At 51.0% G+C, this 21,085-nt stretch carries 16 protein-coding genes; 15 read left to right on the top strand and 1 reads right to left on the bottom strand.

All coding sequences use genetic code 11. The features are described 5' to 3' along the window. Nucleotides 1–2 precede the first annotated feature (2 nt). The 15 genes from ACFS25_RS13295 to ACFS25_RS13225 all read left to right on the top strand — a co-directional run bounded on the left by ACFS25_RS13295 (nt 3) and on the right by ACFS25_RS13225 (nt 20,071). Entirely contained in the window at nt 3–830 is an 828-nt protein-coding gene (locus ACFS25_RS13295) for a sugar isomerase domain-containing protein (RefSeq protein ID WP_381501390.1), read from the top strand. Beyond that, nucleotides 827–1,708, top strand: a complete 882-nt coding sequence (locus ACFS25_RS13290) for a sugar phosphate isomerase/epimerase family protein (protein ID WP_381501387.1) — start codon at nt 827–829, stop codon at nt 1,706–1,708. Before ACFS25_RS13295 ends, ACFS25_RS13290 begins: the two co-directional genes overlap by 4 nt. 1 nt (nt 1,709) lies before the next feature. Then, on the top strand, nt 1,710–3,128 hold the full coding sequence (locus tag ACFS25_RS13285) for an FAD-dependent oxidoreductase (protein ID WP_381501384.1): 1,419 nt from the start codon (nt 1,710–1,712) through the stop codon (nt 3,126–3,128). A 7-nt stretch (nt 3,129–3,135) separates the two neighbouring features. Continuing rightward, nucleotides 3,136–4,089 carry a phosphotriesterase family protein gene (locus tag ACFS25_RS13280; protein ID WP_381501382.1) on the top strand — a complete coding sequence of 318 codons (954 nt, stop codon included), beginning with the start codon at nt 3,136–3,138 and terminating at the stop codon, nt 4,087–4,089. 26 nt (nt 4,090–4,115) lie between these two features. Continuing rightward, nucleotides 4,116–5,534: a Gfo/Idh/MocA family protein gene (locus ACFS25_RS13275; RefSeq protein ID WP_381501379.1), complete on the top strand. Its 1,419-nt coding sequence runs from the start codon at nt 4,116–4,118 to the stop codon at nt 5,532–5,534. 2 nt (nt 5,535–5,536) lie between these two features. Then, entirely contained in the window at nt 5,537–6,751 is a 1,215-nt protein-coding gene (locus ACFS25_RS13270) for a Gfo/Idh/MocA family protein (RefSeq protein ID WP_381501375.1), read from the top strand. Then, a complete protein-coding gene (locus ACFS25_RS13265) occupies nt 6,748–8,472 on the top strand; it encodes a GMC oxidoreductase (protein ID WP_381501372.1) in 1,725 nt (574 codons plus the stop codon). Before ACFS25_RS13270 ends, ACFS25_RS13265 begins: the two co-directional genes overlap by 4 nt. 200 nt (nt 8,473–8,672) lie before the next feature. Then, nucleotides 8,673–9,761, top strand: coding sequence for an endo-1,4-beta-xylanase (locus ACFS25_RS13260; protein ID WP_381501368.1), 1,089 nt, complete (start codon nt 8,673–8,675; stop codon nt 9,759–9,761). 131 nt (nt 9,762–9,892) lie between these two features. Beyond that, nucleotides 9,893–11,389: a glycoside hydrolase family 28 protein gene (locus ACFS25_RS13255; protein WP_381501365.1), complete on the top strand. Its 1,497-nt coding sequence runs from the start codon at nt 9,893–9,895 to the stop codon at nt 11,387–11,389. A gap of 35 nt (nt 11,390–11,424) precedes the next feature. Further along, nucleotides 11,425–13,587, top strand: a complete 2,163-nt coding sequence (locus tag ACFS25_RS13250) for a formylglycine-generating enzyme family protein (protein ID WP_381501362.1) — start codon at nt 11,425–11,427, stop codon at nt 13,585–13,587. A gap of 14 nt (nt 13,588–13,601) precedes the next feature. Continuing rightward, complete coding sequence (locus ACFS25_RS13245; RefSeq protein WP_381501359.1) at nt 13,602–14,705, top strand: right-handed parallel beta-helix repeat-containing protein; 1,104 nt, start codon at nt 13,602–13,604, stop codon at nt 14,703–14,705. Nucleotides 14,706–14,803: 98 nt separating this feature from the next. Beyond that, a complete protein-coding gene (locus ACFS25_RS13240; RefSeq protein ID WP_381501356.1) occupies nt 14,804–16,192 on the top strand; it encodes a choice-of-anchor Q domain-containing protein in 1,389 nt (462 codons plus the stop codon). 41 nt (nt 16,193–16,233) lie between these two features. Beyond that, entirely contained in the window at nt 16,234–17,079 is an 846-nt protein-coding gene (locus tag ACFS25_RS13235; protein ID WP_381501353.1) for a sugar phosphate isomerase/epimerase family protein, read from the top strand. Between the two features lie 26 nt (nt 17,080–17,105). Further along, nucleotides 17,106–17,912 (top strand): sugar phosphate isomerase/epimerase family protein, encoded by an 807-nt coding sequence (locus tag ACFS25_RS13230; RefSeq protein ID WP_381501350.1) that lies wholly within the window; start codon nt 17,106–17,108, stop codon nt 17,910–17,912. Nucleotides 17,913–17,977: 65 nt separating this feature from the next. Next, a complete protein-coding gene (locus tag ACFS25_RS13225) occupies nt 17,978–20,071 on the top strand; it encodes an alpha-galactosidase (protein WP_381501347.1) in 2,094 nt (697 codons plus the stop codon). Here ACFS25_RS13225 and ACFS25_RS13220 read toward each other — a convergent pair. Beyond that, nucleotides 20,068–20,979: an AraC family transcriptional regulator gene (locus ACFS25_RS13220; protein ID WP_381501344.1), complete on the bottom strand. Its 912-nt coding sequence runs from the start codon at nt 20,977–20,979 to the stop codon at nt 20,068–20,070. The two genes, ACFS25_RS13225 and ACFS25_RS13220, sit on opposite strands and share 4 nt — an antisense overlap. Nucleotides 20,980–21,085: the final 106 nt, after the last annotated feature.

Here is a 21,085-nt window from a genome sequence, read left to right as displayed (position 1 = left end):
TTATGAATCTTACCGCTGAGTATATTCAACGCTCCCGAGACATCTTAACCACCATCGAAGCGCAGGCGCAGGCCATTCAGCACGCTGCCGACTGGTTTAGCCAGACTATTCTGGCCGGACGCATGGTGCATCTGTTCGGTAGTGGCCATAGCCGGATTATGGTCGAGGAAATGTGGCCGCGCTACGGGTCGTTTCCGGGTTTTAATCCCATTGTTGAATTGTCGCTTTCGTTTCATAACCTGGTGGTTGGGGCCAATGGACAGCGGCAGGCCATGTTTCTGGAAAATGTACCGGGTCTGGCCCAGCGTATTCTGCGCAATTACGATCTCTCGAACCTGGATTCAGCCCTGGTCATTTCGTCCAGCGGGTGCAACGTAGTACCCATCGAAATGGCTGAACTGTTTCAGCAGCACGGCATGAAGGTGGTGGCGTTGATCACAAAACAACATGCAGAGAAGAGCATCAGCAAACGGCCCGATGGTAAAAAACTTAGCGATTTTGCGGACCTGATTCTGGATACGGGTGCCCCCGTAGGTGATGCCATGATTACCGTTTCGGGGCTCGATACACCAGTTTCACCCGGCTCAACCGTGGGTGGTGCCGTATTGGTCAACTGCATCAAAGCTGAAACCGCCCGATTGCTCACCGAGGCCGGGCGTCCGCCAAAAGTCTTGTCCGCGGCTAACGTAGTGGGTGCCGATAGAGCCGTTACGTTGTTCGAAAGTGCCTACGATGAACACGCCCACCGGCTTGCCAAACTTTACCAAAACGTCGGCATACCGTCCTACGTAAGCGAACAAGCTGATAACCTTATCTCAAAACAGCTATGATGAACCGTCGCGCATTTTTAGGAACGGCAGCCGGGTCGGTTGCCGTGGCACAGGACTGGCCGTTTGCGGTCCTGAAGCCCACACTGGGCATTCACGTTTGGGTGTTTTCGTCGGATCAGCCTAACTACGACTGTTTTTCCATTCTCGATCAGGTTTTTGCCGACACAAAATACGCCGGTTTCGATGCTGTCGAATTGATGGAGGTTAGCCTTCGGCATGACGATGCAGTCTCGAAAATTGGTGACCTGATTCAGAAAACCGGTGTATCGCTCATTGGCGCATCGTATGGTGGCGCTATGTGGAACAAGCAGAAACAGGCCGAAATCATTGACGATGCCGGGAAAGTCATTGAACGTATCGCTAAACTGAAAGGGCGAACCTTCGGCATATCGGTCGGCGATGCTAAACGCAAAAAGACCCCCGAGGAGTTTGACGTACAGGCCGAAACACTGAAAAAGATTCAGGACATCGGTAAGCAATTCAACGTTGTTCCCAACCTGCACAACCATACCTACGAAGTAGAAAATGGGCTATATGATCTGACAAATAGCCTACAACGGGTACCCGATCATAAGCTTGGTCCTGACCTCGACTGGCTGTTTCAGGCCAAGGTGGATGTGCCCACTTTTCTGAAAACCTACGCCGATAAAATCGTGTATATGCACCTGCGCGACCACCTCTGGACGGGCGTCTGGTCGGAAGCCATGGGTGAAGGAATCATGGATTTTGGAGCCATTGCCCGCCAGTTGAAACAGATTGGTTTTGCAGGTGATATGACCGTCGAACTGGCCTTCCCATATGGGTACAAGCCTACTCGCCCCATTCGCGAGAGTCTGAAAATGAGTCGCCAAGTGGTGAAAAAACAGTTTGGCGTATAATATGGCAACCGTTTTTAACCATCTCCACATTCCGTTGCTGGCCGAAACGGATATTCTGGTTATCGGCGCGGGTTCGGCGGGTTGCGTGGCGGCGCTGTCAGCAGCTTCCTGTGATCAAAACCTGTCAGTCATGCTGGTCGAGCGGTACGGCTTTCCGGGTGGCAGCTCTACCCAGATGCTCGATACATTCTACGGCTTTTTTACGCCAGGCGCTACATCCCGCAAAATCGTGGGCGGTTGGCCCGACCGCATCGTTAACGAACTGGATAAGGTGGGCGCGGTGTTTCTGCGGCCCAATACCTACGGGGCCGGAACGGGTGTCAACTATAATCCCGAACGCCTGAAACTCGTCTGGGATCAGTTTATTCAACAACAGGGTATTCGGTACCTACTTCATACCACCCTGATCGATGTAGCCACGGAAGGGGAGCAGTATGCCTGTATTTTCTGGAATAAAGGTGGTTTTCAAAAAGTACTGGCCCGCCGGGTCATCGACGCATCCGGCGATGCTGATTTCTGTCATCTGGCGGGCTTCGCTTACGAACTAGCCGGACAACATGAACCGGCCCAAAGTCTGACGACCACGTTCCGTATGAGTAATGTCGAACTGGACGAATACGAGCAGGCGGGTGGTAAAACGATGCTGGCCCGGAAAATGCAGGAGGCCGTGACCAGCGGACGGCACCCCTTACCCCGCAAAGAAGGGTCGGCCCACGAGATGAACGCCCAAAAGTGTATTTCAACGGTTGCGGTGAAAGTAGCCGGACTTTCGGCGCTGAATGCCGATGAATTGACCAACGCTGAAGTGGAAGGACGACGGCAGGCGTTTATTTATGAAGACTTTTTCCGGGATGACGTACCCGGTTATCAAAACGCCAATATCATTGGGTTGTCGCATCAGATTGGCGTTCGCGAAACCCGGCGCGTATACGGCGAACATCGCCTAACCAAAGAAGAATGCCTGGCCGGACTGCTCCCCGACGACCGTATTTTTCTCTGCGGAGCACCTATCGAAGACCACCGTCACGATGCAAACGGAGCCGACGAAACCTATTGGGAATACATTCCCGGTTTGGGGGTTTATGGCGTTCCTTATGGTACGATTGTGCCGAAAGGAAGCCAGTCGGTTTGGGTCGTAGGCCGGTGCTTTTCGGCTACGCACGATGCCCATGCGTCGTGCCGGTCGATGGCCCAAACTATGTCGATGGGGCAGGCAGCCGGTCTGGCGGCTATACAATCGCTGCGCAATGGCGAAGCAGCTAATCGGTTGAATGTGAAGCAGCTTCAACAGAATCTTCGCGAACTGGGTGCCATTCTGGACATTCCCGAAACGGTGGCCGATACGTCGCGACAGGGCTGGAAAAACAATTTTCCGGTTTCTGCCGAATGGGGACAGGAGCAACGTTCGGCCTTAACCTAACCTTCCTATGTCGTTTATTCGAACCGTTTTGGGTGACATTTCGCCCGCCCAGGCTGGCATTACCTATGCGCATGAGCATCTCATTATCGAGGAAAGTTTTCCAACGCTGGCGAATCCTGATTTCCGGCTGAACGATGTTGACAAAGTAGCCGCAGAACTCACGCAGGTGTATGCGGCTGGCGGACGAACGATGGTCGATACGATGCCCGCCAACTGTGGGCGGAACGTACTGAAACTGGCGGAGGTTTCGCGCCGAACAGGTATTCAGATTGTAGCACCAACGGGGATTCACCTAGAACAGTATTACCCACTTTCACACTGGCGGTATCAGTATTCGGAAGATCAGTTAACGCGCTTATTCATTGCCGATGTGGTCGACGGCATTGATCGCTACGATTACAATGGGCCGGTCGTCGTGCGAACTCCGCATAAAGCCGGGATGATCAAGCTGGCCACCGGCGATGACCCGATCAGCCCACATCAGGAGCTAATTTTTCGGGCGGTCGTCAATACCCACCGAGTAACAGGTGTGCCGATTTTGACCCATTCAAACGCAGGCCGTCATGCGTTGGCGCAGGCCGAGATGTTCGACAAGCTCGGTGCCGATCTGAAACACGTTGTCATCTCGCACGTAGATCGCTGTCAGGATGTAGCCTACCATCGAGAGTTGTTAAAAACGGGCGTTCGGGTTGAATTTGACAGCGCCTTTCGATGGAAAACGGGTGAAGAAAACGGGACGTATCGGTTACTTGAGCAGCTACTGCCTGATTTTCCCGACCAGATCACCGCCGGGATGGATGCCGCCCGAAATACGTACTGGCAGTCCTACGGCGGCTCGCCTGGCTTAACGTATCTGCTGACAACTTTCCGCGACGAACTCGACCAACGAGGATTGGGTGCATATTGGGACCGCCTGATGATCGGTAACCCAACTGCTTTGTACAGCTTTGCTACATCCTAACAACACAACCCCTACTCCTTTACTCGATGAATTCAAGACGTAAATTTCTCCGCCAACTAAGTAGCACCACCGCCTTACTGGCGGGTGGCGAATCACTGGTAAATGCCGAATCATTAGGCATGCGTGGTGGTTCCGGTCACCTTATAACCCCGCTAAAACCCCGTTCAGCGGCTGATACGATCAATATTGGCCTCATTGGTGCGGGCATCATCGGCCATTATGATCTCGATTGTGCGCTCAAAGTACCGGGTACGAAAGTCGTTGCCGTGGCCGATCTGTACGACCCGAGACTCGTTCGGGCGAAAGAAGTTTGGGGGAACGACATCTTCACCACCCGCGACTATCGGGAGGTGCTGGCCCGGAAAGACGTGGATGCCGTACTGATTTGCGTACCCGACCACTGGCATGACAAAATCTCGATTGCCGCTCTCCAGGCGGGCAAGCACGTCTACTGCGAAAAACCCATGGTTCACCATATCGACGAAGGAAAAGCCGTGATTGATGCCCACAAAAAATCGGGAAAAGTCTTCCAGGTGGGTAGCCAGCGGGCGAGCAGCGCGGCTGTGCTGGAAGCGAAAAAACGGTACGAAGCGGGGGATATTGGTGAACTGACATCCGTAGAAACGTTTCTGGACCGGACGGATGCGCTGGGTGCCTGGCAGTACACGCTGCCACCAAATCTAAACCCGAAAGACGTGGACTGGGATCGCTTCCTGGGCGACGCACCCAAGCGACCCTTTCAGGCCGAACGCTTTTTCCGCTGGCGCAACTACAAAGAGTACGGAACGGGTGTGGCCGGAGATTTATTTGTCCACCTGCTTACGGGCGTACACACCATTACGGGCTCGCAGGGACCAACGCGGATATTCGCCCTGGGTGATTTGAATTACTGGAAAGATGGCCGGGATGCCTACGACCTGGTTACGGCGATCATGGATTATCCAAAGACCGATAAAAATCCGTCGTTTCAGTTTACAACGCGGGTCAATCTGGCCACGGGTGCCGGGGGCGACATTCATACGCGTCTGGTCGGGACGGAAGGTGTCATTGATATTGGCTGGAATTCATTTGTGCTGAACCGGCTCAAACGGCCCAACGCGCCCATGTACAGTACCGGTTACGATGCGTTGTTCACCTATCCGCAAGCCATGCAGGCCGAGTTCATTCGTCAGTATGACCAGAAATATCCGGCGGGGCAATTTACGCGGCAAGTGCAGAACGAACCCGCTGTAACGTTCAATACACCGGCTGGCTACGACGACCGGCTGGATCACATGATTGTGTTCTTTAATGCTATTCGGGAAAACAACCCATTGCTGGTGAAAGAAGACGCCGAGTTTGGCTTGCGGGCGGCTGCGCCTTCGCTGGCAGCGAATCTGAGCGCTGAGCAGAAAAAAGTAATAAACTGGGACCCTGTAGGCATGAAACTGATTAAAACCACCTGATTATGCAACAAATTGCCATGCTCGGGGGCGGCTTCATTGGTCGCTTCTACGCCGAATCACTTCACGGGCAACGGAGCCGCGACCGGGTCATTGCCATTTATGCCCGTCGGGAAGAAACCGCCCAAAAATTTGCTGCCGACTACGGTTGTGCCATCTGGTCAACGGATATGGAAGCCGTCATTGCCCACCCCGACGTAACGATGGTGTGCATTGCCTTGCCCAATAATCTCCATGCGGCAGCCGTGTTGCTGTGCGCCAAGCATAAGAAGAACGTCGTTTGCACCAAGCCCCTCGGGCGAACCGCCGATGAAGCCCTGCACATGATGCAGGCCGTGGAAGAAGCCGGTATTTTCGGGGGCTATCTGGAAGACTTATGTTATTCGCCCAAGTTTCTGAAAGCACTGGAAAGCGTTAAAAGTGGAGCACTGGGCCGAATTCTTTGGGCTAAATCCCGCGAAGCACACCCCGGTCCGCACTCCAACTGGTTCTGGGACAAAGAGCAGGCGGGTGGCGGCTGTATGCTCGATCTGGGTTGCCATTGCGTGGAAATTGCCCGTAGTTTTATCGGAAAAGATGTTCGGCCCGTTGAGGTAATGTGCTGGGCCGCCACGCAGGTAAAGCCCATCGATGCCGAAGACCACGCCATTGCGCTGGTAAAATACGAAAACGGGGCCATCGGACAGTTCGAGGTGAGTTGGGTATTTCGGGGTGGTATGGATCTACGCGATGAGGTTATGGGTACCGAAGGCACCATCTGGATCAACAATTTTCTGCGTACCGGCTTCGAAATGTACACATCCGGCAAGGGGGCAGATTACGTAGCCGAGAAGGCTGAATCCAACTCCGGCTGGCTCTTTCCGGTTGGTGACGAGGTAAACGACTTAGGCTATAATCACATGTTTACCGACATGTTCAAATCCTGCGAGGAAGGGCGGCAACCCGCCGAAACCTTCTACGATGGCTACGTAGTAAATGCCGTTCTGGATGCCGCGTATCACTCGGCCGAGTCGAAGCAGTGGGAACAGGTTAACTTACCCGTCTGGCGCGGAAAGGAAGGTTTGTCGCAGGAGAAAACATTGACCGACTACGACGCGGATCATTACCTAATCAAAGAAGAAATCACCCACGACGGACGCCACAAGTTGATTCTGAAAGATAAAGTGAGCGGGAAAATCGTGGAGAAAGATTTGCCTTTAACTAAACCTGAAACCACATGAACTTCATAGGAAAAGCGAACCAGCAAAACACATACGACGCCATCGTCATTGGCTCGGGCATTAGTGGCGGATGGGCCGCTAAAGAGTTAACGCAGAAAGGATTACGGACGCTTGTGCTGGAGCGTGGGCGGCCGGTCGAACATGTGAAAGATTACCCAACTACGATGTCAAGCCCGTGGGAAATGGCTCACCGGGGGCGCTACCCGCTGGATGTGCTCGAAAAAAGCCCCACGCAGGCCAAAGTAGGGTATGCATTCAATGAATATTCCGGGCAGTTTTTCATCCGGGATACCGATCATCCGTATCAGCAAACCAAACCGTTTGACTGGATTCGAGGGTATCAGGTGGGTGGCAAATCGCTGTCTTGGGCTCGCTGGACGCAACGCTGGGCACCGTTCAATTTTGAGGACAATCAGAAAGACGGTCACGGTGTGGATTGGCCCATTCGGTACCCGGATTTAGCGCCCTGGTATAGTTACGTTGAAAAGTTCGCGGGAATCAGTGGCAATAAAGACGGACTGTCGACGCTGCCTGATGGCGAATTTCTGCCGCCTTTCGAGATGAACTGCATCGAAAAAAGCGTTCGCGATGCCTGGAAAACAGCCTATACAGATCGCCATCTGATCATCAGCCGCACGGCCAATCTAAGCAAAGCGCAACCCGTTCATCTGGCATTGGGCCGCGCCGATTGTCAGTCGCGCAACTGGTGTGGCCGGGGTTGTTTGTATGGCGCGTATTTCAGTAGCAACTCGGCTACGTTGCCCGCAGCCGCCAAAACCGGCAAGCTGACCATTCGCCCGTTTTCGGTGGTTCATTCGATCATTTACGATGAGTCAAAAAATAAAGCAATGGGCGTTCGGATAATCGACACCAACACGAAAGAGATGACCGAGTATTACGCCCGCATCGTTTTTGTGAATGCCGCTACGCTCAATTCCACCTTGGTTCTGCTCAATTCCACGTCAAACCGATTTCCGAATGGACTGGGAAATGACAGTGGTGCACTGGGCCATTACCTGATGGATCATAATTACCGGGGACGGGTCGCTGGCGTTTACGAAGGCAAAGATCTGGATGACAAGTACTATTACGGTCGTCGGCCAACCGGCACCTATGTTCCGCGATTCCGCAACGTACTAAATGACAGCCAAAAAGACTTTGTTCGTGGCTATGCCTACGCCTGTGGGGGAGGCCGGGCCGGTTGGGAACGGGGCAATTCGGTAGCAGATTTCGGGGCTGATTACAAGGAAGCCCTGACGCATCCGGGCGAATGGTCGTTCAGCATGACCGCCATGGGCGAAATGCTGCCTCGTTACGAAAACCATGTCAAATTGAATCAGGCCAACAAAGATCAGTGGGGTATGCCAACCCTCGATATTGATTGTGCCTGGGGAGAAAATGAAGATAAAATGACCCAGGATGCTATTGCGCAGGCTAAAGCGATGATGGAAGCCGCTGGCATTCGGGTAACAGCCACCATTGATAATCATCAGGCACCGGGTTTAGCCATTCACGAGATGGGCACGGCGCGCATGGGGCTTGACCCGAAAACGTCGGTGCTGAACAAATGGAATCAGGTACATGCTGTTAAAAACGTGTTTGTAACGGACGGTGCCAGCATGGTGTCATCAGCCTGCCAGAATCCATCGCTGACGTACATGGCGCTAACAGCGCGAGCAGCCGATTATGCCGTTCGGCAACTGAAAATGGGTAATTTGTAGTAAACTGAAATGGAATCAATCTGGTATTGAGCGGGTAAACATTGCCTAATCGTTCTGTTTCAAGCAGCGAGTAGCCTGAATGAGCCAATGGTGTTAGTAGTTCCTGAAGATTTATTTGCCGAAAAGGCGGGAAAAAGCGGAACCGGGTCTGTTTAACAAATACCCGATGATGCCTACTAACGCTTAATCATTGATAATCAATGAAATTCCTGTTCTTTTTGGCTGGCCTGGCTGGTTTGGGGCAACTCGTTGATAAAAATATAACCAGTGTTCCTGTTCGTCAGCGTGTTTCCCTGCAAACGCTTGCTGATGCTTCTCCGTTTCCCATCGGCTTTGCCATTAGTCCGGCTAGAATCCTGAGTAACGCACCATACCGGCAAACGGTCATTCAGGAAGCCACTAGCATTACCGCCGATGTAGCTATGAAACCCAGTCGGATTAGTCCGCAGAAAGGCGTTTATAATTTCGATGTGGCTGATCAGTTAATCGAGTTTGCCCGTTCGCAAAAGAAAAGAGTTCACGGTCATACGCTCGTGTGGTATATCGACACCAGCCCAAACTGGCTCAAGCAAATTCGCGATTCTACCGAGCTGGAAACGACGCTACAAACCTACATCCAAACTGTTGGTACCCATTTCAAAGGCAAGGTAGCTTCCTGGGATGTAGTCAATGAAGCGGTTGACAATCAGGGCATCATTCGAAAAGATTCGCTCAATATGGTTGGTAAAACACTGTTCAATGTCGGGAAGGTTCTGGGCCATGACTACGTGGCCCGGATGTTTCAGTATGCGCACAAGGCCGATCCTGATGCCCGGTTATTTTACAACGATTACGGACAGGAAACGCGTCCCGCTAAACTGGCCGCGATTGTGAACATGGCCGCCGATTTCAAACGGCGGGGTGTTCCGATTCATGGGCTGGGCCTCCAAATGCACATCAGTATCAACACACCCAATGAAGGCATTGAAAAAGCTATCCAAAAGCTGGCCGAAACAGGGCTGCTGATTCATATTTCGGAGCTGGACATTGCCGTGAATCCTGGGAAGAAGAAAGACTTTTTAATGACGCAAGAACTGCTGGAGAAACAGTATCATAAGTACAAATTCGTGGTGAGTACCTACAAAAAACTAGTTCCGGCCAGCCAGCAGTTTGGTATCACACTATGGGGCGTCGATGATGGTACGTCCTGGATTCCGAGCTTTTGTCAGTGTGAAGATGCTGCTTTACCATTCGATGCAAACTTTGGGAAAAAGCGGGCGTATCAGGGGTTTTTGGATGGACTCAGGTGAGTGAAGTGAATTGGGTAATCGTTCGAAAAACAGCACCTGAAATCATCAAAAGGCGGATCGGTCGGTTGCGGTGCCTATGAAGCTCAATAACCGGTTTGCGCCCTCATACTGTACAATCGTGCATATTTTTTATGAAAAATCACAACGTATTGATCCCGGTGGTTGCCTTTTTGTTTAGTTGCCAGGCCTTTGCCCAGACCTACGATATTCGTGATTTTAGGGTTAAAACCGACAGTACTTTTCTGAACACAAAAGCCATTCAAGCGGCTATTAACCAGTGTTACAGCAAAGGTGGAGGTGAGGTACTGGTGCCTGCCGGAACGTATTACACCGGCACGATCTTCCTGAAATCAAACGTGTATCTGCACCTGTCGGCAGGGGCGGTTTTACAGGGAAGCTACAACCCGGCCAATTATCCTGAGCACAATATATTGTCTGCTAAAAAATTCGGCACGATCACGCATAACGGCCTGTATCTGGACTATATGAAAGCGCTGGTCATTGCTGATGGGGCAAACCATACCGGAATTATTGGGCTGGGTACATTGAAAGGCCCCGGCGAAGGGAAGGCGTTTCAACTGGGTCTCAACAAAGACGGTAAGCCTAAAAACATCTTTTTTATCGGCTGCCAGGATGTGCTGCTGGAAGGCATCAGCATCCTCAACTCGGCCCAGGTAACGGTGTCCATATCGGGTTGTGAGCGAGTCACCATCAATAAAATCTACCTCCGAAGCTGGGTAAACTGGAATTGCGACGGACTGGACATTGATGGGAAAGACGTTATCATTTCCAACTGTCGCATCGACTCGGAAGATGACGCCCTCTGCTTTAAAAGCGAATACCTCGATAAATTCTGCGAAAACATAACGGTCACTAACTGTGTGCTGTCGAGCATCTGCAATGGGATTAAATTCGGTACCGGCTCGCGTACGGGCTTCCGGAATATTACTGTCAGCAATTGTGTGATTAAAAAAGGGTCGGTAAATGGGTATCGGCACTGGCCCATGCCGCCGAACATCGTGTATACCCCCGAAGAAACGAGTGTCAATACTGGTATTGTCATTCTGGGTGTCGATGGAGGAGTCGTGGAGAATATCAATATCTCAGACATCATCATGACGGATGTTTTGAGCCCGATTTTTATCCGGGTAGGCAAGCGGTTTCTGAATCCGGATAAAAAGCCGTCGGTGATGCGGCACATCAATATCCAGAACATCAGGGCCGAAACCCGGAGTGTTATCCCAACCATTATTGCCGGTTTGGAAGAAAGTCCGGCCGAAGATATCCGGCTCGCCAATATTCGGATTACGGTGCCCAAGGGCGTTTCTACTGATTCACTCAAGACGTTTCCGGCGATCATTCGCGAAGATGTAAAAGGGTATCCGGAGAACAGGCTGACATTCGGGACAAAGCTGCCTGCAAGTGCTTTTTACATCAGACATGTAAACGGGTTAGTCCTTGATGACGTGACAGTTACGTACAACGAATCCGATGCCCGCCCCGCTTTTTATGTGGACGATGCGCGGGGCATAAAACTAAAAAACGTGTTCATCGGCGATAAGAAGATGGCGAAAACAGACGCGATGCTTGTACAGAAGAACAGCGAGCGGATTGAGGTATTGAATTGATAAATCCTGTCAGAAAAGAAGTAACGAGAATCGCTATGCTCAGAAAGGGAGCCGTCTGTTTATTATTCTTATGTTGCTGGACGGGAAATGCGTTCGGACAAAACAGAAATACCCTTTCTGAAAAGTACTACCAACTGATTGAAGCACCCACGGCACCGGATAAATGGGATGCGTGGCGCTCCGAATTACGTGCCTGGAAAGATTCGACCCTTAAATCTCTACATTACAAAGGCGAGAACTATCGTCAACCCAACTACAAATGGTCGTCGAGTGCTTATGCTACGTTTTTCCTAATGGCCAACGAAACGACCCTTTATGATAAAAACGGGACGTATGCTATCCGAAATTGCCTGAAAAAATACGAGGCTAACTACGGTGGTGTCGACGTAGTGGTTTTGTGGCCGACCTACCCACAACTGGGCTTCGATAACCGGACCCAATACTCGTTTTATCGAAATCTGCCGGGAGGTGTTGCGGGACTCAAACAGGTATGCAATGAGCTGCATCAACTCGGAAAAAAACTGATGATCGCCTACAATCCCTGGGACAACATTGCCAGGAATCAGGGTAAAACGGATGAAGACGAACTGCTTGATCTGCTAACCGAAACGGGTGCCGACGGGGTGTATCTGGATACGATTTCAAACATTGATGGCTTTTTTCAGAAAATGCAGAAGGCCAATGCCGGGGCGGTTTTTCAATCGGAAATTCCAATCCGGCCGGAAGTACTAAACCAGGTCCATCAATCGTGGCTGGAAGTGGGCTGGAATGAGAAATACAAAAACCTTGAGTTTGGCGAAGTGCCGGTACTGGTACGCAATCGGTGGTTGGAACAGCGGCACATGATCTACCGGCTTTCGCGCTTCAGCCACGAACAGTCGACATTGCTCCAAAATGCCTGGATCAACGGCTGCGGAATCGTGATCTGGGAAAATGTTTTCGGCACCGTTAACGAAGTCAATCCGCGAGATCGGTCGCTGTTGCGAGCCATGTTACCCATTCAACGGCGCTATACCCAATTTTTTACAGAAGGCACCTGGACACCCCTGTTCCCGATTCAGCTAAACCGCGTGTTCGCGAGTCGCTGGCAGCTGGGTAAAAGCACATTATGGACAATCGTGAACCGCCAGGAGCAATGGACAACGGGCAAACTTTTTGAGCAGGACGATGTACCTGGCGTTCGCTATTTCGACCTGATGGCGGGGAAAGAACTAAAACCAAGCCGCGCCAATGGAAAGGTGAGTTTGTACGCCGAGTATGGCCCCAAAGCCATCGGATGCATTCTGGCCGTTGACGAGTCGGAGCTAACCGACGACTTAATGGCCTTTCTGAAAAAGCAGGCTGAGATCCACAAACAAGCCGATTATAGCACAACGTTTTACCTGCCCAAACTCCGCCTAAAGCCGGTTTCGGCTACCCAACCATACGCAAAAGGCAAATTGCCTAAAGGCATGGTAAATATTCCAGTTGCGCCGGATTCGGTACGTATGCTGTTCAGTTTCCGGCAGCGGGAGTGCGGCTTTTATCCGATTGGTAACTTTGTAGACTATTCCTACAGCCAGGCTCGCAACGAAATAACAACCGGCGTTGTGACCGTAAAACTCAAGCCGTTTGCCATGGATGAAACCGTTGTGACGAATGCACAATTCGCGCAGTTTCTACAAGCCAGTCACTATCAACCGAGGCACCCCGAAAACTTCCTCAGGCATTGGGTAAATAACACTTCGCCCGCTGGTCAGGAAAATTATCCGGTGGTCTGGGTGGCGCTGGACGATGCCCGTGCCTACGCCAAATGGGCCGGAAAGCGACTACCTACCGAAGCCGAATGGCAATGGGCTGCCCAGAACGGACCCGCTCAGAGTCGATACCCCTGGGGTAATGCCTTCGATTCGACCGTAGTGAATACGGGTCAGTGGGCAGGCGCAACGGCCGTCAATCGCTTCGACAAAGGCCGGACAAAACAAGGGTTGTACGACATGAGCGGCAACGTATGGCAACTGACCGAAAGCGAGCGAACCGACGGTTACAACCGATTCTGCATTTTACGCGGAGGGGCCTGGTACGTGAATCGAGCCTCGGAGTGGTACGCCGATCAGGGCGCACAGGATACCAGCTTTGGTGCCAAATACCTGCTAACCTGGCCGGGCCTGGATCGCTGTGCCACGGTGGGTTTTCGATGCGTGGTGGATAGTCAATAAACGAAGCTGAGAGTATGAAAATTTTACGTATCTATTTGTGTATCAGTATAGCTTTGGTTACGCTATTCTTCGGAAATCAGGTTTTGGCCAGGCAGTATTTTGTCAACAGTGTTTCCGGCAACGATGCTAACTCCGGAATCGAACCAGGCAAGCCTTGGAAATCCCTTGCCCCTGTTCACGCAAAAAACTTTATGCCCGGCGACACCGTCAACTTTATAGGCGGGTTGAGTTGGGACACCGGACTGGTCATCAACGATAGTGGAACTCCTCAAAAGCCCATCGTTTTTCGGGCGATGGGAGAGGGGGCAAAACCCGCGTTCAGTCATCCGGGCAATATGGCAAAAGCTATCAACGTCACCGCTGCCTGGGTAATAGTGGACGGTTTTTTTGCCAAAGATGCCCACCTCGCCGGGATCTATCTGGCCAAAGGAGCCGACCACAATATCATCCGAAACTGTGAAATCGAAAACTGCGGGGGCGGTATTATGGTGCACAGTAGCTATAACCTCATTAGCCAGAACTACGCCCACGACCTGATTATGGTCAAAAACACGCAGGGCGGTGATGATGACTATGATGCCGTAGCGTATTGGGTATTTGCTCCCCATAACGAAATCGCCTACAATCGGGTAGTGCGGTGCCGGGCGAAAAGTTATGATTATGGGGCCGATGGTGGCTTTTTTGAGGTCTATACCAATGGTGACAGTACCTATTTACACCACAACTATGCCGAAGACTGTAACGGCTTTTTGGAGATAGGCGGTGGGTCAGCGCGCGACATTCTTGTGGCACATAATGTCTCCATAGAGAATGGCGAATGGACCTTTCATCTCACCGGAAAGTTCCGGGCTGACATTCATAATTTTCGGATGGAACAAAACACGATCATCTCCAGAAAAGGCACCATATGGAATAATCTATTAGGGATAGGGAAAGGCGATGATGCGGCCAATTCGCTGATTTTTAGCGATAATCTTGTCGTTTTGGGTGGAGAAGCCACCGAAAAAGTAGCGCGACACGGCAACTTTATCCACCACGACAATACCTATTTCCTGCTCGATGGTGCCCAGCTCGGTTTTGCAGCGGCTGATGGAGAACAAATCAATGTGTCTCGCTAACGAAAAACCTACTAAGTCCGCTTAATCACCAATGGCGCATAAGTGTCATTCGATTACATATCAACCTGAATGATAAGCTCAATAAGTCGTTAATCGTCATGAAAACAAGCATTCTATTAATACTCATCTTCTCCATAAATACGTTCGTTTCTGCCGCTATCTGGCATGTTTCCGGTACGGGAAATGATGCAAGTGATGGCAAAACACCTGAAACCGCCTTTCGAAATCTGCAAAAAGCCGCCGACCTGGTCCAACCCGGCGATGTGGTGCTGATTGGCAACGGTACATACACCAATGCCGATAAAGGCAATGGTAGCGCTGTACTTAATATCACACGCTCCGGTACATCTGCCGCCTGGATTACATGGAAAGCCCGCCCGGGGCATCATCCCGAAATTAGACCGGGCGGTTGGGCAGGTATTCAAATTTCGGGGTCATACAACGTCATAGATGGATTGAGCGTCATTGGCAACAATGATTCCATTGTATTGCTGAAAGCGCAGGAAGATGGTAAAAAACCGACGCCCAACCCTTATTATAACACAAACGGGATTTTCTTCAATGGTCGGGGTAAGAAAGCAGATGAAAAACCGCACCACCTGGTTATTCGCAATTGCATAGTTGGTAAGTGCGCGGGCGGTGGCATTGTGGGTATCGAAATCGACTATTTCACCGTTGAGGATAGTAAGGTTTTTGAAAATGCCTGGTTTATGCGCTATGGCGGCTCTGGCATAACAACGCTGAACAATTGGGCCTACGATGATGAGCCGGGTTACCATATCGTGATCCAGCGCAATTTTGTCTGGAATAATAAAACGCTGGTTGCCTGGGAGAAAATTGGTAAACTGAGCGACGGGAATGGTATTATTCTCGACGTAACCGACCAGGAACAGGGGCAGGGAGCTACCAATCCCAACGCCGATGTGGTCGTGAAGCCAGCCACGAGTCAAACGGCTGTTGCGGCAACTACTGTTGGGGCGCCAACAGCAACAGAAAAACCAAAGCGGCCTGAGTGGAAAGGGCGGGCACTGATTGCCAATAATGTGAGTTGTTTCAATGGTGGCTCGGGGATTCACACCTTCCGTACAAAGCACGTCGATATTATCAATAATACGACCTATTGGAATGGCGGGATTGTAGGGTATCAGGAACTGTTCCCAAATCGATCAGACGATGTGGTTATTCTGAATAACATCATTGTGCCCCGGCCGGGGGGCGCCGTAACCTCCAACAACCACAACACCAGCATTCGGTGGGATTATAATATGTATCCGACCGCTCAGACTGTTTTTGCCGGGGCTAACGATATTGTGGCTGACCCCAGCTTTATCAATATTGGACCGGATCCAACAAAAGGGAATTTCCGACTGGCTAAAAGTAGCCGTGCCGTCAATTCAGGAAGTAGTAATGTTCCACTGTCCACTGATATTCTGGGTAAGGTCCGCCCCAAAAATGCCGGACGGGATCGGGGGGCGTTTGAACAGTAAAAACAGATCAACTCATTCCGTACCTAAATTACTTATCGCTCGTGAAAAAAAACCTCCTTGCTTTCGTTATCCTCCTCAGCTTTGGTGTTGCCCAGGCGCAGAAAAAGGTTTTCCCGCAAACGCCCGGCATGGTGTCGTACACCTACCGGAACAGCTTTGCTAAAAACGTACCGGCCACGCTCGATACCATCAAGGCGTTGGAAATTACCGATATAGAGTTTTCCAACCTTTTTGGCAAAACAGCCGCCGAATTGCGTAAACTCCTTGATGAACGCGGCATGAAATGCTCCTCGTTTGGCGTGGGTTATCCTGATTTGCAAAACAAGCTGGGCGAGGTTGGTCAGAATGCCAAAACGCTGGGTGCGCAGTTTGTTCGGGTGGCATGGGTGCCGCACAAAGGGCCGTTTACGCTCGATCTGGCCAGGCAAACGGTGGCAGACTTTAACAACTTTGGGAAGCAGTTGAAAGACCAGTTTGGCCTTACATTCTGCTACCATAACCACGGATACGAGTTTGAGAAATACGAGGATGGCACGCTGTTCGATTACATCGTTCAACATACCGACCCGCAGTACGTTAGTTTCGAACTGGATATTCTCTGGACCTTTTTCCCCGGTGCCGACCCCGCTGCGCTGATCAAAAAATACCCCAAACGCTTTAAACTGATGCACCTAAAAGATCTGCGAAAAGGGGTTGTCGGCAATTTGTCGGGAGGAACGCCGGTAGAGAACGACGTAGCGCTGGGAACTGGTCAGCTCGATCTGCCCGCTATTTTGAAAGCTGCCCAAAAGTCGTCCATTGCCCATTTTTATATTGAAGACGAAAGCCCAAGCTATGCCACGCAGGTGCCGCAAACGATAGGGTATCTGAAAAATCTGAACAACTAACGTTCGACGACAACCCGAAGGTACCCATGTCGATAAAACTTTATGCGCCCCATTGGGGAAATACGTTGCCGTTTGAGCTATTCTGCCAGAACGTGAAAGATGCTGGCTACGATGGGGTCGAAATGGCATTACCCCTCGAAGCCGATGAAAGCCAGGAAATCGTGGCTACGCTTAAAGACTACGACCTCGAATTGATTGGCCAATACTGGCAATCATTTGAGAGTAATCTGGATGAACACAGCCGGAACTACGAAAAATACCTCCGTCATCTGATTGCGGCCCAGCCCGTTTTTATCAATTGCCAGACCGGTAAGGATTTCTTTACCTTCGAGCAGAATAGACACCTTTTCGAGCTGGCTGCCCGGATTTCGGAAGAAACGGGCGTCCGAATCATCCACGAAACCCACCGGGGGAAGTCACTCTTTGCTGCTCATATCGCCGAGGATTATTTCACCAGAATTCCCGATCTCCGCATTTGCCTGGATATTTCGCACTGGTGCAACGTCCATGAATCGCTGCTCGAAAACCAGACCGAAGCGGTGAATCTAGCTATTTCCCGCGCTGACCATATTCATAGTCGGGTAGGGCATCCCGAAGGGCCGCAGGTCAATGACCCCCGTGCGCCGGAATGGGAGCTTACCCTTAACACGCATCTGGCGTGGTGGGACAAAATCGTGGAAACGCATCGGGCAAACGGAACGCAACTGACTATTAACACTGAATTTGGCCCGGCCACCTATATGCCTGCAATGCCGTACACCCTGTTGCCAATCGGTAATCAATGGGAAATCAATGTGTTTATGATGAATCTCTTAAAGCAGCGCTACGCCTGAATTTTCTGACGGGTTTATCCTGTCGAAAAATCTCGGCGAGTCAACCCGTGAACGAATCCTGCTCAATGAAACGAACCTTACTTTTTATTACGCTCCCATTTTGCCTGATTCTGTCGAGTCGGATAAACGCTCAATCGCTACAAAGCTGCCGGGCTAGCCTACGTAACGATACGTTGGTGCTCGAAAACGACTTAATTGCCCGGCGATTCCGTTGGAACAATGGTCAATTGATCACACTAAACCTGACTGATAAAAAACGGAAACAGACCTTGGAATGGGTCAGCAAGGACCCGGACTGTGCCTTTCCCGGCCATACAAGCCCATCAGGCAAAGGTGAGTTGGTAACTAGGCAGATCCAGCAGCAGCCAAATCAGGCCGATCACCTGGAAGTTAGCGTAACCACCCGGCTCGGTACATTGGAGGTTCGACGGGTATTCCGCATTTATCCTAGTATCGCCACGCTAAGCTGCACGTTTTATCTGCGCGGCAAAGCCTCGCCCGAGTGGCAACAGGCAGCAGGTCAGTCGGCGGCCGGGCTGGATTTCAGGAACATCGAGTCACAGGCCGACCTGAACAAACGGACAGGTGCCTTACCTTCCATGGATAAGCTGGCACTGGCGGGCAATCACTGGCGAGTGCGGGCCATAGAATTTGCCGACATGACCGACCGCAACAATACGCTGGTTACCGAAGTGCCCTATAACCTCTACCGCCAGCCGGGTTTTCTGAAGGGAAATGTGCTCTGGCTGACAGATGGACTTTCCGGTTCGTCGTTGTTTATCCTGAAAGAATCACCCGTTTCCGTTATTCAACTGGCTAGTCCGGGTTTCGATTTTCTGGTGAAGAATGGCAGTGTTCAAACCGTGGGCGCTGGTATCCTACCAACAGACATATCAGAAAAGGACTGGGTGCGGGGCTATGGCTACACACTTGGGTTAGGGGGTTCGTCGGAACTGGACGGGTTGCTTACCTTCCGTAGCTACCAGGATGCCAACCGCCCCCGCCGGGCTGACCGCGACGAGATGATCATGATGAACACCTGGGGCGACCGTAACAAAGACACGAAAATTAAGGAGCAGTTTATTATTACCGAATTGCAGAAAGCGGCCCAGTTGGGCGTTTCCCGTTTTCAGATCGACGACGGCTGGGAACTTGGCAAGTCGATGAATTCAGCGACGCCGGGTGGCAGCAGTGAGGCAATCTGGAAAAATCCGAAGTACTGGACACCCGATCCTGAACGGTTTCCCAATGGCCTGAAACCCGTGATCGACGCAGCTAAAAAATTGAACATTGAGTTGGGTTTGTGGTTCAGTCCCAGTGTCGACAGTAGTTTCAACCATTGGGCTAAAGACGCGAAAACGCTCATTGGGCTATATACCCAATACGGTATTCGCACCTTTAAAATCGATCTCGTTCAGATCAACGACAAAACGGCCGAAGTTAACTTCCGCAAATTTCTCGATACCGTGCTGGCGGCTACCAACTACGAGGTGATCTTCAACATGGACGTCACGGCGGGCCGACGTAATGGGTATCACTTTATGAATGAATACGGCAACCTGTTTCTGGAAAACCGCTACACCGACTGGACCAACTACTATCCCTATTGGACGCTCCGCAACCTCTGGAATCTGTCGAAATATGTACCGCCCCAGAATCTTCAAATCGAGTTTCTGAACAAGTGGCGAAACGCCGATAAGTACCCCGTCGGCGACCGGTTTGCTCCGGCCAATTATTCGTTCGATTACCTGTTTGCCATTACCATGATGGCGCAGCCATTAGCTTGGTTCGAGGCTACGGGTTTGCCTGACGAAGCCTTCCAGACAACTAAACTCATCCAGAAGTACCGAATAAACCAGACGCAGATGCATGCGGGGCAGATCCTCCCCATTGGCGACGAACCCAGCGGGAAAGGCTGGACAGGCTTTCAATCAATTGTTACGGACAGGGAAGGCTTTCTGCTGATTTTTCGGGAGGATACGCCCGATGGGCAACAGGCGATTCATACTTGGTTGCCCGCTGGTAAACGAGTGAGCTTACAACCAGTGGCCGGAGCTGGGAAAGCGGCTGAGGGCATGATATCGAAGGAAGGCCGACTATCCATTACATTGCCAACGGCTAACAGTTTTGGGTTGTATCGGTATAAGGTGTTGAACTAAATCCTTCGTTGAATACCTTCACTCTTCCTGTAGTCGGCGGGCGAAACCCCCATTTGTTTTTTGAATAACCTCGAAAAGTAGAATGGATCATCAATGCCTAATTGAGAGGCTACCTCATTAATGCGCAGATCGCTGAAATGAAGTAACTGGCAAGCTTTCTGGATACGCAGGTGGTTGAAGTACTCAATGGGGGCATAACCGGTATCCTGCTTGAATCTGCGGGAGAAAAAGGACGTGGATAGATTGATAGATTGGGCAATATTGTCCAGTGTGATGGCTTTTGTCAGGTTTGCCTGCATGTACAGAATGGCCTTGTTGGTTGGCGTAGTGGTTCCACTGGCAACGATTTCCTTCTGAAAGTTTTCGGGCAGAATGAACGAGGCTAGAAAAAACGGAAGGGTTAAGTTGGCAAACAACAGATTCGAAGTGCTGTAACCTTTTAAAAACGTATCGAACATCCGGTCAAACAGGGCAATCCGCTCCTCTGAATAAGGAACTCTAATGGCTTGTGTCCCACCACTTGGTTCATTCATAATGGCACTTATTGATTCATGGCAAAGGGTGCCGCTAAAGTGGAACCAGTGAATTGTCCAGGGGTTTTCGGCATCAGCACCGTAGGAATGTGGCGTTCCGGGAGCAATAGCGAAAACTTCCCCCGCCTGTATAGCGAGCCGGACTTTCCCCAGTTGTAGCCAGCCCTGTCCATCGGTGCAATACAGAAGAATGACCTGCGAAATCCCTGTTGGGCGCTGGTAATAGTGGTACAGCGCTTTCGGGTAAAAACCCATCCGGGTAATGAACAGACTGCTGATCAACGGCATCGACAAACATTTGTCAACGGTTTCTTTAGGAATCTCAATGATTCGCTCCCCGGCAAATCCGCGGCTTTTACGGGTTAATGGGCTCATCTGATTGTGCTTAATCGCTAAAACAGCCTAAAGATAGAATAATCCATGTTTAGGCTAAAATACTTCATCTGTGTCTTCTTGGAAAAACCGAATTTTGTTAGCGTTA

The organism is Spirosoma flavum (assembly GCF_042686045.1).
Lineage (GTDB): Bacteria > Bacteroidota > Bacteroidia > Cytophagales > Spirosomataceae > Spirosoma > Spirosoma flavum.
The sequence above is the reverse complement of the archived record's forward strand: the minus strand, read 5'-3'. Positions and strand labels throughout refer to the sequence as shown.